The organism is Cohnella soli (genome assembly GCF_042655525.1).
GTDB classification, from domain to species: Bacteria; Bacillota; Bacilli; order Paenibacillales; family Paenibacillaceae; genus Cohnella; species Cohnella soli.
Window position 1 is genome coordinate 1 of the sequence record NZ_JBHSMI010000015.1, and the last position, 18,213, is coordinate 18,213.

Annotated in this window: 18 protein-coding genes; 15 read left to right on the forward strand and 3 right to left on the reverse strand. The window is 52.5% G+C overall.

Features of this window, described 5'->3' with window-relative positions; translation table 11 throughout:
- Nucleotides 1-607 precede the first annotated feature (607 nt).
- The 5 genes from ilvB to ACFPOF_RS08085 all read left to right on the forward strand — a co-directional run bounded on the left by ilvB (nt 608) and on the right by ACFPOF_RS08085 (nt 6,918).
- On the forward strand, nt 608-2,353 hold the full coding sequence (gene ilvB, locus ACFPOF_RS08065; RefSeq protein ID WP_378131384.1) for a biosynthetic-type acetolactate synthase large subunit: 1,746 nt from the start codon (nt 608-610) through the stop codon (nt 2,351-2,353).
- Nucleotides 2,350-2,835, forward strand: coding sequence for an acetolactate synthase small subunit (gene ilvN / locus ACFPOF_RS08070; protein WP_378131386.1), 486 nt, complete (start codon nt 2,350-2,352; stop codon nt 2,833-2,835). The genes ilvB and ilvN overlap by 4 nt, the downstream gene beginning before the upstream one ends.
- A 178-nt stretch (nt 2,836-3,013) precedes the next feature.
- Complete coding sequence (gene ilvC / locus ACFPOF_RS08075) at nt 3,014-4,006, forward strand: ketol-acid reductoisomerase (protein WP_378131388.1); 993 nt, start codon at nt 3,014-3,016, stop codon at nt 4,004-4,006.
- A gap of 135 nt (nt 4,007-4,141) precedes the next feature.
- On the forward strand, nt 4,142-5,692 hold the full coding sequence (locus ACFPOF_RS08080; RefSeq protein ID WP_378131390.1) for a 2-isopropylmalate synthase: 1,551 nt from the start codon (nt 4,142-4,144) through the stop codon (nt 5,690-5,692).
- Between the two features lie 23 nt (nt 5,693-5,715).
- The gene (locus ACFPOF_RS08085; RefSeq protein WP_378131392.1) at nt 5,716-6,918 is read left to right on the forward strand and encodes an aminotransferase-like domain-containing protein; all 1,203 of its coding nucleotides are present in this window, start codon (nt 5,716-5,718) and stop codon (nt 6,916-6,918) included.
- 117 nt (nt 6,919-7,035) lie between these two features.
- On the opposite strand, the gene ACFPOF_RS08090 is transcribed toward ACFPOF_RS08085, so the two are convergent.
- Entirely contained in the window at nt 7,036-7,356 is a 321-nt protein-coding gene (locus tag ACFPOF_RS08090) for a type II toxin-antitoxin system RelE/ParE family toxin (protein WP_378131394.1), read from the reverse strand.
- Between the two features lie 2 nt (nt 7,357-7,358).
- A complete protein-coding gene (locus ACFPOF_RS08095; RefSeq protein ID WP_378131396.1) occupies nt 7,359-7,604 on the reverse strand; it encodes a type II toxin-antitoxin system Phd/YefM family antitoxin in 246 nt (81 codons plus the stop codon).
- 263 nt (nt 7,605-7,867) lie between these two features.
- Here ACFPOF_RS08095 and leuB point away from each other — a divergent pair, with 263 nt between their 5' ends.
- From leuB to ACFPOF_RS08140, 9 genes are all read left to right on the forward strand, one after another.
- Nucleotides 7,868-8,947 (forward strand): 3-isopropylmalate dehydrogenase, encoded by a 1,080-nt coding sequence (gene leuB / locus ACFPOF_RS08100; protein ID WP_378131398.1) that lies wholly within the window; start codon nt 7,868-7,870, stop codon nt 8,945-8,947.
- Nucleotides 8,948-9,093: 146 nt separating this feature from the next.
- On the forward strand, nt 9,094-9,642 hold the full coding sequence (locus tag ACFPOF_RS08105) for a peroxiredoxin (protein WP_378131400.1): 549 nt from the start codon (nt 9,094-9,096) through the stop codon (nt 9,640-9,642).
- Between the two features lie 144 nt (nt 9,643-9,786).
- Complete coding sequence (locus ACFPOF_RS08110) at nt 9,787-10,212, forward strand: hypothetical protein (RefSeq protein ID WP_378131402.1); 426 nt, start codon at nt 9,787-9,789, stop codon at nt 10,210-10,212.
- A gap of 133 nt (nt 10,213-10,345) precedes the next feature.
- Nucleotides 10,346-11,164 carry an RNA polymerase sigma-I factor gene (gene sigI / locus ACFPOF_RS08115; RefSeq protein ID WP_378131404.1) on the forward strand — a complete coding sequence of 273 codons (819 nt, stop codon included), beginning with the start codon at nt 10,346-10,348 and terminating at the stop codon, nt 11,162-11,164.
- Nucleotides 11,161-12,432 (forward strand): anti-sigma factor domain-containing protein, encoded by a 1,272-nt coding sequence (locus tag ACFPOF_RS08120; RefSeq protein WP_378131406.1) that lies wholly within the window; start codon nt 11,161-11,163, stop codon nt 12,430-12,432. The genes sigI and ACFPOF_RS08120 overlap by 4 nt, the downstream gene beginning before the upstream one ends.
- 161 nt (nt 12,433-12,593) lie before the next feature.
- Nucleotides 12,594-13,982, forward strand: a complete 1,389-nt coding sequence (locus tag ACFPOF_RS08125) for an ATP-binding protein (RefSeq protein ID WP_378131408.1) — start codon at nt 12,594-12,596, stop codon at nt 13,980-13,982.
- Nucleotides 13,983-14,029: 47 nt separating this feature from the next.
- Nucleotides 14,030-15,571 carry a leucyl aminopeptidase gene (locus ACFPOF_RS08130; RefSeq protein WP_378131410.1) on the forward strand — a complete coding sequence of 514 codons (1,542 nt, stop codon included), beginning with the start codon at nt 14,030-14,032 and terminating at the stop codon, nt 15,569-15,571.
- 30 nt (nt 15,572-15,601) lie between these two features.
- A complete protein-coding gene (locus ACFPOF_RS08135) occupies nt 15,602-16,918 on the forward strand; it encodes an MFS transporter (protein WP_378131412.1) in 1,317 nt (438 codons plus the stop codon).
- 107 nt (nt 16,919-17,025) lie between these two features.
- A complete protein-coding gene (locus tag ACFPOF_RS08140) occupies nt 17,026-17,397 on the forward strand; it encodes a hypothetical protein (protein WP_378131414.1) in 372 nt (123 codons plus the stop codon).
- A 76-nt stretch (nt 17,398-17,473) separates the two neighbouring features.
- Here ACFPOF_RS08140 and ACFPOF_RS08145 read toward each other — a convergent pair whose 3' ends face one another.
- Nucleotides 17,474-17,674: a hypothetical protein gene (locus ACFPOF_RS08145; RefSeq protein WP_378131416.1), complete on the reverse strand. Its 201-nt coding sequence runs from the start codon at nt 17,672-17,674 to the stop codon at nt 17,474-17,476.
- 125 nt (nt 17,675-17,799) lie between these two features.
- On the opposite strand from ACFPOF_RS08145, the gene ACFPOF_RS08150 reads away from it, so the two are divergent.
- Nucleotides 17,800-18,111, forward strand: coding sequence for a HesB/YadR/YfhF family protein (locus ACFPOF_RS08150; RefSeq protein WP_378131418.1), 312 nt, complete (start codon nt 17,800-17,802; stop codon nt 18,109-18,111).
- Nucleotides 18,112-18,213 lie beyond the last annotated feature (102 nt).

The window sequence follows — 18,213 nt, forward strand, 5'->3', positions numbered from 1 at the left end:
CTTCTTCAATTCGGCTCTGCTCAATGTCACTGTCTCCTGTCTCATAGTGACATTATCTCAGAACAGTTATAGGGTGACATTATCACAGCACAACGACAGGTGTACGAAGATGTGTATTGACGAACGTCCTGGCGAAGAATATAATAATGTCTAAATCGACTGAAGCAAAACTGCCGTGATGAGGATAAAGCAGTGGGGCTCTTATGCTCAGAGAGTATCGGATTAGCTGAGACCGGTACCTTAATCCCCGTTAGCGAAGTCTCCTCGGAGCTGTTCGCCTGAACCGCCGTTTGGCGCATTAGGGTGAATCGGAGTAGCGCACGTTATTGCGCTTAAAGTGCATATGTATTTTCGCTGCATTGCGAGCACATTGTACTTTACAAGGCCGTCACCGCGAGGTGATCGGCAAACTCGGGTGGTACCGCGGAAGCTACAGCCTTTCGTCCCTTGATAGCCTTAATGGCTTCAGGCGACGAAAGGCTTTTTTGATTATTCGTACCGATCGGCTTAGTGCCCAACGTCCCCGAATAATCCGTGCAAGATTTCTCCAGCGTTTGCAAGACGTTGTAGACATTTTTGCTTGATTCATCGAAAGGAGGAAAAATGGATGAGTGCTCAAGGTGTTCAAATGAAATCCAAAGAAGAGTTGATCGAAAAGTGGAGCAAGCCGGAAGTCATTTCGGGTTCTGAAATGCTGCTTCGCAGCTTATTGCTGGAGGGCGCTGAGTGCGTCTTCGGTTATCCGGGCGGCGCCGTTCTGTTCATCTATGACGCGATGCATGGTTTTACCGACTTCCAGCATTTGCTGACTCGCCATGAACAAGGCGCGATTCACGCTGCCGATGGCTACGCACGTTCCACAGGCAAAGTAGGTGTATGTATCGCTACTTCCGGACCCGGAGCAACGAACTTGGTTACGGGCATCGCGACCGCGTACATGGATTCGGTGCCGCTTGTCGTCATCACCGGTAACGTTGCAACGTCGCTAATCGGGACCGATGCTTTCCAGGAAGCGGATATCGTTGGCATCACGATGCCGATTACGAAACATAGCTACCTCGTTCGCAAGGCGGAGGATTTGCCGCGCGTCATCCACGAAGCTTTCCATATTGCCAATAGCGGCCGTAAAGGGCCTGTGCTTATCGATATTCCGAAAGACGTATCCGCCGAGAAGGCGTTGTTCCAACCGGTGAATCAAGTGAGCTTACGCGGCTACAACCCGACGGTTCAACCGAACAAAGGTCAAGTGGAGAAAATGATCCGCGCGATCGAGAACGCCGAAAGACCGATTATTCTGGCCGGCGGCGGCGTTGTATACTCCGGTGCACATGAGGAATTGTACGAGTTCGTTACGAAGACGGGCATTCCGACGACGACGACACTGCTCGGTCTCGGCGGGTTCCCGAGCGGTAACGATCTGCATATGGGGATGCCGGGCATGCACGGTACTTGGACCGCCAACACAGCAATCCAGTCCTCCGATTTGCTCATTAGCATCGGCGCGCGCTTCGACGATCGCGTAACGGGTAAGCTGGCCGGTTTCGCACCGAAAGCGAAAATCGTCCATATCGATATCGATCCGGCGGAAATCGGCAAAAACGTACCAACGGACATCCCGATCGTCGGTGACGTCAAAGCGGTGCTCCAACAAGCGAACTCGATCGCCAAGTTCGCGTCCAAAGCCGACGCATGGCGTAAGCAGATCGCCGAGTGGAAAGCGGAGAAGCCATTCAAGTATGTCGACTCCGAGGAAGAGTTGAAGCCGCAATGGGTTATTCAGATGATTCATGAGACGACGAAAGGCGATGCCATCGTGACGACGGACGTCGGCCAGCATCAGATGTGGGCGGCGCAATACTATCCGTTCAACAAGCCGCGCTCGTGGGTCACTTCCGGCGGACTCGGCACGATGGGCTTTGGATTCCCGTCGGCGATCGGCGCCCAGATGGGCAATCCGGGACGGACGGTTGTCTCGATCAACGGCGACGGCGGCATGCAGATGTGTGCGCAAGAGCTGGCGATTTGCGCAATCAACAACATTCCGGTTAAAGTGGTTATTATCAACAATCAGGTTCTCGGCATGGTTCGTCAATGGCAAGAACTGATTTACGACAACCGCTACAGCCACATCGACCTTTCCGGCAGTCCGGACTTCGTTAAGCTGGCTGAAGCCTATGGCGTCAAAGGTTTCCGCGCTTCGAACAAGGATGATGCCCGCAGCGTATGGGAAGAAGCGTTGAATCATCCGGGGCCTGCGGTCGTCGAGTTCGTCGTCCGCAAGCATGAGAACGTGTATCCGATGGTTACCCAAGGAAGCACGATCGATCAGATGATCATGGGGGATGCCGAATGAACCGTAAATTTACGATAGCGATATTAGTTAACGACCAACCTGGCGTGCTGCAACGGGTCTCCGGCCTGTTCGGCCGCCGGGGGTACAACATCGAGAGCATTACTGTAGGCGCTTCTGAAGAAGCGGGCTTGTCGCGTATGGTTATCGTTACGACGGGCGATGACAATACCCTGGAGCAAATCCAGAAGCAATTGTACAAGCTTATCGACGTCATTAAAGTGATCGACATCAGTTCGAATCCGATGGTCGCCCGTGAACTAGGTCTGATTAAGATTAGCGCCGAGCCGTCTTCCAGGCCGGAAATTCTGGGCATCGTGGAGACGTTCCGCGCAGCAGTCGTCGATATTGGCCCTGCATCGCTAGTCGTGCAAGTCGTTGGCGATTCGGAGAAAATCGACGCGATGATCGAACTGCTCAAGCCATACGGTATCCGGGAATTATCCCGTACCGGCGTCACAGCTATGAACAGAGGTTTGAAGTAAGGCCATAACGTAAGAAGAGAGCAAACATGAAGCGTCCGTTCGAAGCGGGGGTTCGAGTGGAGCGAGATTCGGGCTTTAGCACGATGTCGCGACGGCGCGTTAGCGCCACCATTGGAACGCCCGCTTCGAGGGTCGACATATTCGCATCATTACCCATTTTAAGGAGGAACACATCCCCATGGCAGTTAATCTTTTTCATGAGAAAGACGCTGATCTCAGCGTTCTTAAAGGCAAAACAATCGCAGTAATCGGCTACGGCAGCCAAGGCCACGCACAAGCGCAAAACCTGCGCGACAGCGGACTGAGTGTTATCATCGGTCTTCGCGAAGGCAAATCCGCGCAAGCTGCTCGTAACGACGGCTTCGAAGTATTGAACGTTGGCGATGCAACGCGCAAAGCGGACGTTGTGCAGATTCTGATGCCGGACGAAACGCAAGCTTCCGTATACAAAAACGAAATCGAACCGAACCTCAAAAAAGGCGCGGCTCTGATGTTCTCCCACGGCTTTAACGTTCATTTTGGTCAAATCGTCGCTCCTGCGGATGCTGACGTTCTGCTCGTTGCTCCGAAATCCCCGGGCCACATGGTTCGCCGTACGTATGTTGAAGGCTTCGGCGTACCGGGATTGATCGCTATCCACCAGAACGGCACAGGCAAAGCATTCGAAATCGGTATGGCTTATGCTAAAGGCATCGGCTGTACGCGTGCAGGGGTTATCGAAACTTCCTTCCGTGAAGAAACCGAAACCGACTTGTTCGGCGAACAAGCTGTATTGTGCGGCGGCGCTTCTGCGCTCGTTAAAGCAGGTTTCGAAACGCTTGTTGAAGCTGGTTATGCACCTGAAATGGCATACTTCGAGTGCTTGCACGAGCTGAAGCTGATCGTTGACTTGATGTACGAAGGCGGCCTCGCTTCCATGCGTCACTCGATCTCCAACACGGCTGAGTATGGCGACTACGTTACTGGCCCTCGCGTAGTAACGGAAGAAACGAAGAAAGAAATGAAACGCGTTCTTTCCGACATCCAACAAGGCAAATTCGCTCGCGACTTCATCTTGGAAAACCAATCCGGACGCGCATTCCTTACAGCTACCCGCCGCAATGAAGCCGAGCATCCGATCGAAGTCGTCGGCGCACAACTGCGCGGCCTGATGCACTGGATCAAGAAATAAATAACGGACGAATAACACAAAACCCCGGCAAGCCGCCGGGGTTTTTGTCTAACCGCGACCATCGTCATGCGGGAATGTTATGCTATAATAAGGTTCAAAGTCACGTAAGGCTTCTGGAGGTGCGGTAGTTCAGTTATGAGAAAAATTTATATTTTCGACACGACCCTTCGGGACGGGGAGCAATCACCCGGCGTTAACCTGAATACGCAGGAGAAAGTTGAAATCGCTCTTCAACTGGAGAAGTTGGGTGTCGACCGCATCGAAGCGGGATTTCCGGCTGCGTCTCCGGGCGACTTGGCTGCCGTCAACGCGGTTGCGCGTGCGGTGAAGAACGCGTCCGTCATGGGCCTTGCCCGTTCAGTGGAGAAAGACATCGACGCGGTGGCGGAAGCGCTTAAGGGCGCGCAAGACCCGGCGATCCACATTTTCCTGGCGACATCGCCTATCCATCGACAGCATAAGCTGCGCATGAGCAAAGAGCAAGTGCTCGAGACTGCGCAGAAGGCAATTCGTTATGCGAAAAAGCATTTCAGTCGCGTAGAGTTTTCGGCGGAGGATGCAGGTCGCACCGAACTGGACTTCTTGTGCGAAGTGACGACGTTGGCGGTACGCGAAGGCGTGTCCGTCGTGAACATCCCGGATACGGTCGGATACATGAATCCGGCTGAATTCGGCAATATATTCAAAACGCTTAAAGAAAACGTCGCCGGAATCGAAAATATTCAGTTGTCCGCGCATTGCCACGACGATCTAGGCATGGCGACCGCGAACTCGCTGGCGGCGATTCTGAACGGAGCCGACCAGGTCGAAGGCACGATCAACGGCATCGGCGAACGCGCCGGCAATACCGCTCTAGAGGAAGTGGCGCTTGCGCTCGCGACGCGCGCGGATTATTTCCAGGCGACGACTTCGCTTAACCTGAAAGAGATTGCGCGTACGAGCCGCCTCGTCAGCAAATTGACGGGCATGGTTGTTCCGGGCAACAAAGCGATCGTCGGCGCCAATGCATTCGCGCACGAATCCGGCATCCATCAGGACGGCATGCTGAAGGAGAAAACGACGTACGAAATTATCAGCCCGGACACGATCGGTCTGAGAGACAGCAAGCTTGTGCTCGGCAAACATTCCGGACGCCACGCGTTCCGCGAGAAGCTGGTCGATCTCGGTTACGAGCAGTTGACGGAAGAGCAAGTGAATGCGGCGTTCGGCAAGTTCAAAGATGTCGCGGACCGCAAGAAAAACGTCAGCGACGAAGATATCCGCGCGTTGCTCGAAGAGAAAATGATCGAGACGCCTGAAGTATTCGCGATTGAGCAACTCGTCGTTTCCTTTGATACGCATGCGACACCTAAGGCGTCGATCACGCTCAAGACGCCTAAGGGGATTGTCAAGACAACGGAAGAAGGGAACGGTTCTGTAGACGCCATCTACCACGCAATCGACAAGCTGACGGGCGAAACGGTCGAACTCGACGATTACACGATCAAATCCGTTACGGACGGAACAGATGCGCTCGGCGAGGTACATGTTGTGTTAAAGCAAGGCGACTCGTCGGCGCATGGACGCGGTGTAAGCACGGACATTCTTGAAGCAAGCGCCCGCGCGTACGTTGATGCATTGAACCGTCTTGTCGACAAGCGCAACGGACCGACACGCAGCCGGCGCGACAACGTTACACTGATCTAAGCCGAAGAAATGGGGAAGCTCGGATGAACTATCGTTTCTCGAACAGAGTAGGCACTTTTACTTCGTCGGCCGTACGCGAAATTTTGAAGCTGACGCAGAGCAGCAACGTCATTTCGTTTGCAGGCGGTTTGCCTGCGGAGGAACATTTTCCGGTTAAAGCGATTGGCGAAGCGTTCGAGCGCGTGCTGGCCGGAGGCAACAGGGCGCTTCAATACGGTTTGACGGAAGGCTACACACCGCTTCGCGAGAAGATTTGCGAATGGATGGCCAGCAAAGGCATTACGGTAACGCCGGACGACATGCTGCTCACGACCGGCTCCCAGCAGGCGATCGATCTGCTGACCCGAGTGTATATCGATGCGGGAGACGTCATTCTCGTCGAGAAGCCGACGTACTTGTCAGCTCTGCAAGTGTTCCGTTCCTACGGCGCGCAGATTGTATCCGTTGACGGGGACGAAGACGGCTTGGATACCGCTGATTTGGAAGCGAAGCTGAAGCAATACCGACCGAAGCTTGTCTACGTCATCCCGACTTTCTCCAACCCGACGGGCAAAGCGTGGAGCGTCGAACGGCGCAAAGCGGTGTTGAAGCTATGTCGGGAGCACGAAGCGCTAATTCTTGAAGATAATCCTTACGGCGAACTGAAATTCGGCGACGCGTCGGTGACGTATCCGTCGATTTTCTCGCTTGACGAGCATCCGAAAGGTTCGGGCGTCGTCTATACGAGCACGTTCTCCAAGACGGCAGCTCCGGCGCTGCGGACGGGCTGGGTGATGGGCGACCCGGAAATCATTCGCCATATGACAAGGGTGAAACAAGCGGCGGACCTGCACTCGAGCTCGCTCGATCAACAAACGCTGTACCAGCTCATGGCGCATTTCGATCTCGAAGGGCATATCGAATTCGTTCGCAAAGAATACGAGGCGCGCATGCGCCAGATGGCCGAACAGCTTCAGAAGCAGCAATGGCCGGGCGTCAAGTGGAACGAGCCGAAGGGCGGCATGTTCTTCTGGCTGGAACTTCCCGAAGCGGTCGATACGGCGGAGCTCATGAAGACCGCAGTCGGCTTCGGCGTCGCGTTCGTGCCGGGCGTCTCCTTCTTCGCGGACGATGCCGCTAAGAAAAACATGTTACGCCTGAACTTTACGCATAACGATTTCGCGGGAACGATCGAAGGTTTCGAGCGGTTGAACCGGGCTATGGAGACTGTATTGGTGAAGCAGTAATAGTTGTGCATCGTTCTAGTCCATGATAAGCGATGTGGCAACAGCAAAAAACGACGCCTGCAGGCGTCGTTTTTTGCTGTGTACTGCGGAGAAGGGTATCCGCGCCTAATTCCTCACTCAATCCTCCTTGCTCAATCCAAACAATTGTTGCATGTAATCTTGCTGTTCATGCAGTACCCGGATAATCTTGATTGCTTCTGCTTCTATGCGGTAAAACACATCATTCTTCTCAGAAAAAATATAGCGATAATCAGAGGGGACATTAATATTCTTCCCTAAGTCGGTGCCTAATGCGGGATATTGTTCCAACCTACGAATATCAGAAGTAATCTTCTGTAGCACTCTTTTGGCAATAAGTTCGCCCCAGTTGTTTGTAAGGTATTCGCTGAGTTGCTGCAAATCATCTAGCGCTGCATGTGAATATTGAACATTAGCCATTATTACAATCCTAACTTGGCTGCAATGTCATCCGCTGAGAGCCATCCCTTTTCTCTTGCTGATTTTTCGCCTTCCTCAAGCTTTGCGAGTAGTTTGATTATGGCTTGCAACTTATCCAACTCATTCATTTTAACGATCGCATATTCTCCTCGACCGTTCCTCGTTAAATAAACAGGGCTATTTTCCTTGACTTCATTCAGCAACTCCGTGTAATTTCTTAAATCCGATATCGGTCTAATATTGGGCATTGATATCATCACCTCATGCAAACATTGTAATCCAATCCGCTGTGATAATCAATGTATATTAACGTGCGAATTTGCAGCATAAATTGTGTCTTGATCGCCGGTCCAGCGAGATCATCAGAAGTAGACTGAGACGTTTTTACGCCCATAGTCAACGCCTATTGAAGTAATAGATTTTATCTATTTTGTCAATGGAGCTAAATGTACTACAATTGAGAGAAGGTCTCAGTAGACAACCTAAACCCAACATTGGAGTGAATAATATTATGGCAGAAGTAAAAAAAATCGCCGTCGTCGCAGGCGACGGAATCGGCCCTGAAGTTGTCGCGGAAGCGATCAAAGTAATGCGTAAAACGGAGGAACTGTTCGGTCTGCAATTCGAATTCGAACACGGCTTGTTCGGCGGTATCGCGATCGACGAGCGCGGCACGCCTCTTCCGCAAGATACGCTCGAGATGTGCCAAAGATCCGACGCTGTATTGCTCGGAGCGGTCGGCGGACCGAAATGGGACAGCAATCCGAAAGAGCTTCGCCCTGAGACGGGGCTGCTTGGCATTCGCAAAGCGCTCGGCCTGTTCTCCAACATTCGTCCCGCGAACGTATTTGATTGCTTGAAGGACGCTTCCACGCTGAAACCTGAAGTGCTCGAAGGCACCGATCTGATCGTTGTTCGCGAACTAACCGGCGGTATCTACTTCGGCGAGAAATACCGTCGCGAAGGCGCGCACGGCGAAGAAGCGGTCGACACTTGCGTCTACAATGTTACCGAAGTTGAGCGCATCGTACGCCAAGCGTTCGAGATCGCGCAGAAGCGCAGCAAACGCCTCGCGTCCGTCGATAAAGCGAACGTACTCGAAACGTCCCGCCTCTGGAGAGAGGTTGTTATCCGTATCGCGCCGGAATATCCGGATGTCGAGCTTGAGCACGTGCTCGTCGACAACTGCGCGATGCAATTGCTTCGCCGTCCGTCCAGCTTTGACGTCATCGTAACAGAGAACATGTTCGGCGACATTCTGAGCGACGAAGCTGCTATGCTGACAGGCTCTATCGGCATGCTCAGCTCGGCTTCCCTCGGCGAAGGCAGCTTCGGCCTGTACGAGCCGGTTCACGGTTCGGCACCGGACATCGCGGGCCAAGGCATCGCGAATCCAATCGCAACGATCCTTTCCGTCGCGCTCATGTACCGTCTGACTTTCGGTTACGAAGAAGCGGCAACGGCGATCGAGACGGCGGTCAAGAACGTGCTTGACGCCGGCCACCGCACAGGCGATATCGCGGTCGACAAGAGCAAGGCGCTCGGCACGACGGCAATGGGCGATCTGATCGTCGCTGCAATCAAACGCTAAACCAATCGACACATAGATTGTAATTATTCTAAAAAAGGAATAGTTATCATCTTGACTAGTTTGTCCGCGAATGGTACGATTTTTAACGTGATCAATTGGAGGACAAGCACTGGCGACAAGGTCGGGCTTACAGGAGGTAATTACACATGGCAGAACGTTTGGTAGGACGTCCGGCACCGGACTTTACGCTTGAAACGGCGAACGGCGACGGCAAAGATTTCGGCAAAGTTTCTTTGTCCGATTACAAAGGAAAATGGCTCGTATTGTACTTCTATCCGCTGGACTTCACATTCGTGTGCCCGACGGAAATTACGGCTCTTTCCGAGGCGAACGAAGTATTCAAAGGCCTGAACACCGAAGTTCTCGGCGTTAGCGTCGATAGCAAACATAGCCACCGTGCTTGGATTAATACGCCTAAGAACGACAACGGTCTTGGTCAATTGAACCATCCGCTCGGTGCCGATATCACGAAGCAAGTCGCTCGCGACTATGGCGTGTTGATTGAAGAAGAAGGCATCGCGCTTCGCGGCCTGTTCATCATCGATCCGCAAGGCGAACTGAAATACCAAGTCGTTAACCACAACGACGTGGGCCGCAGCGTGGAAGAAACGTTGCGCGTGCTTCAAGCGTTGCAATCCGGCGGCCTGTGCCCGATGAACTGGAAAGCGGGAGACAAACATCTCGTCGCGAAATAATTTGGCAATTTTCATAAAAACTCTCTGGGACGCAAGTTCCGGAGAGTTTTTAAGTTTCGACGATAGCCGATGGCAGGAATTGCGTTCATGAGTATAGAATATAGTGTGAACAATAGTAGATCTGACGCGAAGGAGGGGAAGGCGATGAGCTTTTGCTGCGGAGCCAGCATGATCGGAACGAAAGGAACGCTGAAGCATTATCGTACGCGCATCCACAACGTGCCGATTTTGTTTTGTCCGGTTTGTCATCGGATCGAAGTCCATTATCTCGTGGAGAACGAGTACGAAATATTGGCTGAATATGCACATGGTGACGGAGCATCAGAAGTCGACTTCCACGATTACGTTGACGAGTCCGATAAAGCGCTTCACGAGAACTGCGTCAACAACGAAGAGGAAGATCCGGCGGCCATCGTGCAAAATCAAATCGACATGTCGCTCGACTTGCTGACTATCGCTAAGGAAATCCGGGACGCCGAGTGGGAGCAGCAGTTGAAGAAGCGGCTGATTGTGCTTAGTCAGCGTCGCCATAAGTTAAAAATGAAACAAGCGCCCGGCGGCGCGGTGTAATCCATAACCGCTGGGATTCCGATAAACATGCCGAATGATAACCAGATGGCCGTCCCGGGAAGAATTTTTTCTGCGGGGCGGTCTTTTTGCCTGGATACCCCCTGAAAATCGAAGATGAGCGCGAAAAGTATAAATGTGGGGTGAGCGGGTGCTGCTCGTGTTATGGAAGAAATGGTTTAGCTCCCCCGGGCGTCCGGCGGTTTCTCCTATAGCGGGAGATAAGCCGGAAAGTGTGGTGGAGCGAATACAGCAAGGCGATGATCGGCTGCGGGACGAGCTGATTCGAAGCTATCATCCATTCATACTGAAAACGACCAGTCGGTTTTGCCGAAGGTACGTCGACCCAGCTCGTGACGATGCTTATAGCATTGCGTTGGCGGCGTTCGACGAGGCCATCAATCGTTTTTTGAGCGATGCCGGACGGTCTTTTTTGGGCTTCGCGGAAACGGTCATACAAAGAAGACTGATCGATTACGCGAGGCAGGAAAAAAAACATTCCGAGGTCGTACCTTATAGTGCCTTCGATACGGAGTCGGCAGACGGCGATAGCGCGGGCAACCGGCTCGAAGTCGCACAAGCGATGGATGCATACGCACGTGAAAGAACGGCGGAAGACCGGAAGGCGGAAATCGCGGCCTTGTCCGAGGAACTATCGGGTTACGGTATTACTTTCGGGGATTTGGTCGACCATTCCCCTCGCCATCGGGATTCTCGAATCGCATTATTAAAAGTCGGAAGAAGGCTGGGCGAGGATGAGCGACTGTGCGGCATGTTAAGACAAAAGAAGCAGCTTCCGATCAAGGAGTTATGCGAAGGCGGGGACATTACGCGCAAAACAGCGGAGCGGCATCGCAAATATTTGGTAGCGGTCGGATTGATTGCTTATGGCACTTATCCTTTTTTACGAGAATACATCGGGCTTGATCACGACGGAGAGGAGGCGACATCATGAATCGAGGAACGGTAATGGCGTTGGAGAAAAGAATAGCCGTGCTACTGACACCGGATGGACGCTTCGTCCGTGTGAAACGGCAGCCCATCCATGAAGTCGGGGAAGAGACAATAGTGGACGACATAGGCGCGAGATCGGCGGAGAGAATACGGAAACGTCTCTTGCAAGCGGGCGCCTGCGCGATGGCGGTTTTGATGATCGTATTCGGATTTTTCCTTTATCGAACGCCACCTGTCGTCGCTTACGTGTCGATGGACATCAATCCGAGCATTGAGCTTGGACTGGACGCCAAGCAACATGTGCGGGAACTGCGGGCGGTGAATGAAGATGCACGCGCCATTGTGAAGGGTGTACGGTTCAAGGGAAGAACTTTGGAAGAGGTCATGGACGAATTGGCCGACCACCTGACTGAAGGCCATTATTTGTCGGCCGACGACAGTAACGTTGTTATTGTCAGCATACCCGTTCGCTCTCCGGGAGCGCAATGGGAGGACGCCGTAACTGGGACGGTCAGCCGGATTTTGAATAAAGCAGCGAGCGAAGGCGCGAGCGACGTTACGCCTCAAGTGACGACGACGTTCACGGTGCCGAAGCAGATCAGGGACGATGCAAACGCAAACGGAATCTCTTCCGGTCAAATGGCGTTCTGGCTCATTTCCAAGCAGGAAGGCCATCATGTGACGCTTGATGCGATCAAGGCGAACTCGCTCAAAGTTATTGCGTCCGAATGGGGCGGCTTAAAGCAAGTGATCGGCGGCTACGAGAATAAACACCTGATTGTCGATGACCACGGTGAGCTTCGTCCGAAAAGCGACGATGACGACAAGAATAAAGGCGACAAGAATAAAGAGGACAAGAATAAAGACGACAAGAATAAAGGCGACAAGAAACACGACAAGACCGACAAAGAAACAAACCCGAAGGGCGAAAATGGCAAGAAATCGGAAGACGGAAGTAAAAACAACGGCAACATGAAAGGCGATGGCAAAAAGAATAACGACAAAAATCGCGATAAGCAGTCAAATGATGACAAAAAAAATAAGGATAACGATCGCGACGGTAAGAAGAAAGACAACAAAGATAATAAAGACAAGGATGAACATCGGAACAGCGACCGGCAAGGCAACGACGATCACGGCAAAGACAAGAACGACGACGACAGGCATGACGGCGGCAATCGCGACAAAAACCGGAACGACAACAACAACAGGGACAACAACGGCCATAACCGGGACGATCACCGGAATGAAAGAGATGACCGGGATTAAACGGAAAGAAAAATCCCGATTATGAGGGAAAAATATCCTATTCTCGTTTCGACTTCGCTCGACAAGTTCTCCCGTTGACAGTAATGCTAATTGCTGGCTATGATTTGATTAATTTCAAATACTAGAATGCCAGCTTTAGCCAGTTACGGGGGAGTATTCGAATGGACGGTTGGAGAATGAAATATTTCCCAGTCCTTGCGGACTTCGTTCGCAACGGAGGTCATGGAAGTCGGACGCAAAGCGAGCAGTTACGAATTGAACTCTGCTGCCGGCCGGCTGCAGAAATTTTGGAGCATCACGAAGAAAGCGTCAAACTTTTGCTGTCGAATGCGGAACCCGAAGACCGGTTGACGTTCGTTCACCGGTCTCTTTTGTTTATTACCGAATTGCTATTGTCGTTGCGTTCGGCGGACAGCGCGGCAACAAGAGAGAATGCGGAAGCCGAGCAATTGCTGCTAAGGGCGAACGTGGTCCATTCCGTCTCTATTGAAGATGAGCGTTCAAGCAAGTTCGAGACGGTGTTGCAGCAAATGGACAGCGGAGTCGCGCTGTTCGACGGCGCGGGCACGCTGAGGTTCCTGAATGTGCAAATGTCGCGTTTGCTGCAAGTGCCGAGAAAATCGCTGATCGGCGGCACGTTGTTCGAATTGCTTTTCCATCCTTCGCTGCCGTTAAACGTACGGAAGCATATTCTTCGCGCGGTGAAAGAGATGAAGCGCAGCCGACGTTTTCAAGGAGAGTTTCAAGATGCAAGCGGGAGGGTGCTGCTTGTCAGCATTTCGCAATCGGAGGAATTGGACGGCGATTACTTGGTCAGTGTGAAAGATGTATCGGAGTATAAGCAGATCGAACAAGCAGCGTTCCAGAACGACAAGCTCGCCATGCTGGGGAAGATCGCCGCGGCGATCGCGCACGAAATTCGTAACCCGCTCACTTCGATCCGGGGGTTTATCCAACTGCTTAACCCGTATTTAGCCGAGATCGGGAAGCAGGAATATGGCCGGATTATTTTATCGGAGATTGATAGGGCGAACGACATTATTTACGAGTTTCTGAACTCCTCCAAACCGACCGCTCCGATGAAACAGAAAGTAATCGTCAGCCTGTTGCTCAAGGAGACGATATTGCTTTCCGAAAGCGAAGCGTTAATGAAAGGGATCGAGATTCGCCACGAAATTTTCGATCCGTTCCTGACCGTTGCGATAGATGCGAAACAGATCAAACAAGTACTGCTCAATATTATTAATAACGCGATGGACGCGATTGCGGACACCGACGACAACCGTAAGGGAAACATCGCCATTACTTCCCGCAAAGAGGGAAAATATGCCCTAATCTCGATCAAAGATAACGGCAAAGGGATGATGCGCTCAACGTTAAACCGACTGTTTGATCCGTTCTTTACGACGAAAGAAGAAGGGACGGGCCTAGGACTATCCGTCAGCTACCGCATTATTAGCAATCATGGCGGAACGATCCACGTCGACAGCCAGCTTAACGAGGGCACGGAATTCCTAATTTATTTGCCATGCGTCGAAGGAAAAGAGTAGAATCGGGGTGAAGAGCAACTTTTCATCTCGAGGTGGGACACAGCTTTATGATGTGGAAAAATGAATCATTGAAATGGACGTTAACGCCCTCCTTTGTTTCCGACGGTAACGAGACGGGGATGGATGTCGCGATCGTTGTCGCGGATGAACAAGTGGTACGCGGTGAAGAAACGTTGCTTAGCCCGGAGTTGGATCGCGAATTGAGAGCGCTTGCGGCCAGAGGCGTGTTTAAGGGTAAATCGGGTGAAGTCGCAGTGTTGCCAACGTTAGGACGATACGGTTGCCGTTATGCGCTGTTCGTTGGCATCGAAGGCAAACGTCCGTACACGACGAAAGCGCTGAGAGATGCGGCTGGTTCAATGGGTGCGACGCTCATAAGCTATAAATTCAAAAGCGCGCGGTTCGTCACAACGGCAAGTTTGGTTTCGACTAAGGACGGCGTTGAACCGCAGGAGGCGTTGCAAGCGTTCGCGGAAGGATTGCTACTTGGTCTGTATCGAAGGAACAGTCGATCGGCCGAAGGCCGGGAACAGGCGGAGTTGGAGCGGGTTGAGCTGGAACTATCGGTGGACGCTGACGCGCAAGCATGGCAGGACGGCATCAACGCGGGCGTTCGGGTCGCAAATGCGGTTTGTTACGCGCGCGAACTGACGAACGAGCCAGCGAATTTGCTGACGCCGGAGAGGCTGGCGCAAGAAGCCCGTTCGCTTGCAGCCGCTTACGGATTCGAATGCCGCATATATGACGAGAAAGAAGCGGCTGCCGAAGGCATGGGAGGGCTTCTCGCCGTTGGCGGCGGCAGCGCCAATCCTCCGAGGATGATCGTGTTGAAATATCGGGGGAATCCGGGCTCGGCGGAGACGATCGGCTTAATCGGCAAAGGTGTTACGTTCGATACGGGCGGCATCTCGATCAAGCCCGCGTCAGGCATGGAAGAGATGATCTCGGACATGGGCGGCGCAGCGGCGGTACTCGGCGCGATGCGCGCAATCGGGGAAGGGAAGCCGCCGGCCAACGTTGTCGCGGTCGTTCCTGCGGCGGAGAACATGCCTTCCGGCAGCGCGTTCAAACCGGGAGACGTCGTACGGATGTATGGCGGTAAGACGGTTGAAGTGTTGAACACGGACGCGGAAGGACGGATTGTGCTTGGCGACGGCTTGACGACGGCGATCAAGGCTGGAGCGACGAAGCTGATCGACGTGGCGACACTGACTGGAGCGGTCATGCATGCGCTCGGGGACGTAACTTCCGGCGTTTTCTCGAATGACGAAGCTTTTTCTGCTCGGTTCATTAACGATGCCCGTAAGGCAGGAGAGTATGTCTGGCCGCTGCCGACGTATCCGGAATATAAGCGGTTGCTCAAGAGCGATGTCGCCGACCTGAAAAATCACGGCGGTACTTGGGCGGGGGCGATTGCCGGAGCGATGTTCGTCGGCAGCTTCGCGGAAGATTTGCCTTGGATTCATATCGATATCGGAGGCACTGCCTGGATGTGGAGCGATCGCGGATTCGAGTGCAAGGGCGGCACAGGTGTGATGGTCAGATCGTTGTTCGCGCATATCGAGCAATTGAGCGAGTGGATCCGGTAAACGAAACCGGAACAACATGGGGGAACCAACATGGGCAGCGTGCTAAGGGGAATCAAGCAATCGTTGGCGATCGGAAGATCGAGTGAGTCGGAAAGCCGCAGAGGGCTGCGGATCTCGATCATCGAAGGCATTCCCGCGAACATACTAGGAAATCTGCTAGGCGGTCCGCTTCAGACCGTCTATTTGACTTATCTCGGATTTACCGCGTTTCATATCGGACTGGTCATGGCGATTCCGCCGTTCGCCCTTCTTATTCAGGTGCTAATCGCGTTTGCTATGCAGTCTTGGCATAACCGCAGGTTCTACATGGCTTTGTTCGGCATCTTGCACCGTTGCTTATGGGTCGCGACTGGACTTATTCCGCTTACGTTTCAGAACGAAGCCTGGGTTCCCGCCTATCTGGTGCTCTGGTTAACTTCGATGGTCGCGGGACAGGCAAGCGGCGTCATCTGGACGTCGATGATGGCGGATATTGTACCTGCCGCCGTCCGGGGCAAGTATTTCGGCATTCGCAATACCGTTCACTGGGCAGTCGTCTGTCTCACGCTGCTCATCGGAGGCCAATTGATGGATTGGCTACCGGGAACGAAAGGATTCACTGTGCTGTTCGCGATCGGGGCACTGTGCATCTTCTGGAACGGGTGGGGACTTGCGAATTATTCGAACCCGCCTTTTCAGCCGTCGGAGAGCGGGAGATCGTTCAGAATGCTGTTGCTGCCTTTTAAGGATCGTCGGTTTCTCTCTGCGACGTTCTTTATTTCCGTGTTCATTCTGATGCAAAATACCGCGGTCCCGCTTTTCTCTTACGTGATGCTGGAAATCATGAAGCTCGGAACCGGCAAAGTTACCCTGATCATCATGCTTCAAAACCTCGTAATGATGGTCAGCTACTACTATTGGGGCGTGTTGAACAGCCGCTATTCGACGAACGCATTGCTCCTTTGGACGTTTCCCTTAATTGCGGCGTCCTGTGCGATATGGGCAGGTATGGCGATCGTACCGGCGTTTCTCGTACTGATCGTCGCGCATGCGTTGCTGGGCTTCGGGTTCGCGGGTTATAACCTGCTCGTATTTAACTTCCTGATCGGCGATTCTCCCAAATCCGAGCGCCCCATGTACGTCGCCTTGTTCTCGGCGTTTACAGGCATCGCCGGATTTATTGGACCGATCGTCGGCGGCTGGCTGTATGATCGCGTCTCGGACGGTCCCCTGTGGCTGAGAACGTATGGCATTTCTGCTCTCGCAGGCGTTGCACTGCTCGTTTTGTCGGTCGCAGTGGCCCCGTTCGTCTTTCGTACGCGACGGCGCAGGCGCCCATTTTCGAAAGATGGAGAGGCATTCTCTTGACAAAAGAAACTGTAACACATATTATTACAGTATGACCGAAGTGTAATGAATGATGTTACAGTTAGTTGAGGCAAAGCGATCCATTCCACGGACAGGCGGTGTTAGAGATGAAATTCGAAATTAGCGATTGGGTACAGGCAAAGACAAGAAACGGTGAGTTCGTGCACGGCTTTATCGAGTCGTTCGACGAAAGCCAGCAAATAGCCAAACTATTCGTTGTACGCTCGGATAATGAACAATCCGTCGGACACTCGACGACAGCGCTCGTTCATTGGTTGAGGAGATTACCCGAGATGCCGCTGGATGAGCCGAATGCGATTCAGAATATGATCGATATCGCGCTTGCGACGCGCGACGAAGCGTGGTTCGCAGAGCTCAGCGAAAGGCTTGCTACCGCTACGGATCAACCGGGCAAAGAAGCGTTGCCTAAGCCTCATATCGATTTTCCCATTGCCAACCGTATTCGTCATCAGGTGTGACGGCATTTGTTATTCCGCCTAGCCCGCCGGGCTAGGCGGTTCTATTTCTTGAGAAGGATTAAGCAAGGACGATCAATTATTTGCCTTCGCTTGGCTCCGACATGAACCAGAGAATGTGCGTACAATTGTCGCAGATTAGAATCGTCGCATTTTTGTTCGCCCAATCCAGACCGAGGAAGCTGGCGCCCCTCGAGTTGAGCATTCGAAAATCCTTATCGAAAGAGTCGTTGCCGCAGCAAGGGCAAGAAATCGTTCTTTCTCCAGCATAGTAACGCATAGCTATCTCTCCTTTATAAGTAATCGTTCCAATCCTTACTACGTTTTCCAACCTGCGATTGTTTCATCTTATAAGACCGGGACAGACGTATCCGTATCTTTATTCGCCGAATGGTTGTAAAATAAATGAAGTATTCTATTCGAATGAACGAGGTGATGGGTGTGGAGCTAATCGTAACGCCATCCGCGCTTTCATGCTTCAAAGGAAATTGGGGCATCGGCGACGGCGAAGTCGTCCGGGTGTTCGTACGATACGTGAGCGGAGGAGAAACGCCGTTTGCGTTCGGCATTACGAGGGATACGCCGCTTGACGCCGCGGTGACGACTGTTGCAGAACAAGTAACTTTCTACATGGAAAGCAAGGATGTATGGTTTCTAGAGGGCAGAAGTTTGCGGATCGATCTCGAGGGCGAGGACATCGTTTTCGAATTGGCATAAAGATTGGGCGGATCGTGCTAGCAATGGTTGCCGGTTTCATGTAAACTTATAATTACTATGTTTTGAAATCGAGCATCGTGCTATTACAAAGGAGAAGTTTGG

What these genes read in the sequence shown, in the direction of transcription:
- ACFPOF_RS08120 (WP_378131406.1), top strand. Translation starts at nt 11,161, where the DNA reads ATGAATCGAGGAACGGTAATGGCGTTGGAGAAAAGAATAGCCGTGCTA.
- ACFPOF_RS08150 (WP_378131418.1), top strand. Translation starts at nt 17,800, where the DNA reads ATGAAGTATTCTATTCGAATGAACGAGGTGATGGGTGTGGAGCTAATC.
- leuB (WP_378131398.1), top strand. Translation starts at nt 7,868, where the DNA reads ATGGCAGAAGTAAAAAAAATCGCCGTCGTCGCAGGCGACGGAATCGGC.
- ilvC (WP_378131388.1), top strand. Translation starts at nt 3,014, where the DNA reads ATGGCAGTTAATCTTTTTCATGAGAAAGACGCTGATCTCAGCGTTCTT.
- ilvN (WP_378131386.1), top strand. Translation starts at nt 2,350, where the DNA reads ATGAACCGTAAATTTACGATAGCGATATTAGTTAACGACCAACCTGGC.
- ACFPOF_RS08145 (WP_378131416.1), bottom strand. Translation starts at nt 17,674, where the DNA reads ATGCGTTACTATGCTGGAGAAAGAACGATTTCTTGCCCTTGCTGCGGC.
- ACFPOF_RS08130 (WP_378131410.1), top strand. Translation starts at nt 14,030, where the DNA reads ATGATGTGGAAAAATGAATCATTGAAATGGACGTTAACGCCCTCCTTT.
- sigI (WP_378131404.1), top strand. Translation starts at nt 10,346, where the DNA reads ATGTGGGGTGAGCGGGTGCTGCTCGTGTTATGGAAGAAATGGTTTAGC.
- ACFPOF_RS08110 (WP_378131402.1), top strand. Translation starts at nt 9,787, where the DNA reads ATGAGCTTTTGCTGCGGAGCCAGCATGATCGGAACGAAAGGAACGCTG.
- ACFPOF_RS08135 (WP_378131412.1), top strand. Translation starts at nt 15,602, where the DNA reads ATGGGCAGCGTGCTAAGGGGAATCAAGCAATCGTTGGCGATCGGAAGA.
- ACFPOF_RS08090 (WP_378131394.1), bottom strand. Translation starts at nt 7,356, where the DNA reads ATGGCTAATGTTCAATATTCACATGCAGCGCTAGATGATTTGCAGCAA.
- ACFPOF_RS08095 (WP_378131396.1), bottom strand. Translation starts at nt 7,604, where the DNA reads ATGCCCAATATTAGACCGATATCGGATTTAAGAAATTACACGGAGTTG.
- ACFPOF_RS08140 (WP_378131414.1), top strand. Translation starts at nt 17,026, where the DNA reads ATGAAATTCGAAATTAGCGATTGGGTACAGGCAAAGACAAGAAACGGT.
- ilvB (WP_378131384.1), top strand. Translation starts at nt 608, where the DNA reads ATGAGTGCTCAAGGTGTTCAAATGAAATCCAAAGAAGAGTTGATCGAA.
- ACFPOF_RS08105 (WP_378131400.1), top strand. Translation starts at nt 9,094, where the DNA reads ATGGCAGAACGTTTGGTAGGACGTCCGGCACCGGACTTTACGCTTGAA.
- ACFPOF_RS08085 (WP_378131392.1), top strand. Translation starts at nt 5,716, where the DNA reads ATGAACTATCGTTTCTCGAACAGAGTAGGCACTTTTACTTCGTCGGCC.
- ACFPOF_RS08125 (WP_378131408.1), top strand. Translation starts at nt 12,594, where the DNA reads ATGGACGGTTGGAGAATGAAATATTTCCCAGTCCTTGCGGACTTCGTT.
- ACFPOF_RS08080 (WP_378131390.1), top strand. Translation starts at nt 4,142, where the DNA reads ATGAGAAAAATTTATATTTTCGACACGACCCTTCGGGACGGGGAGCAA.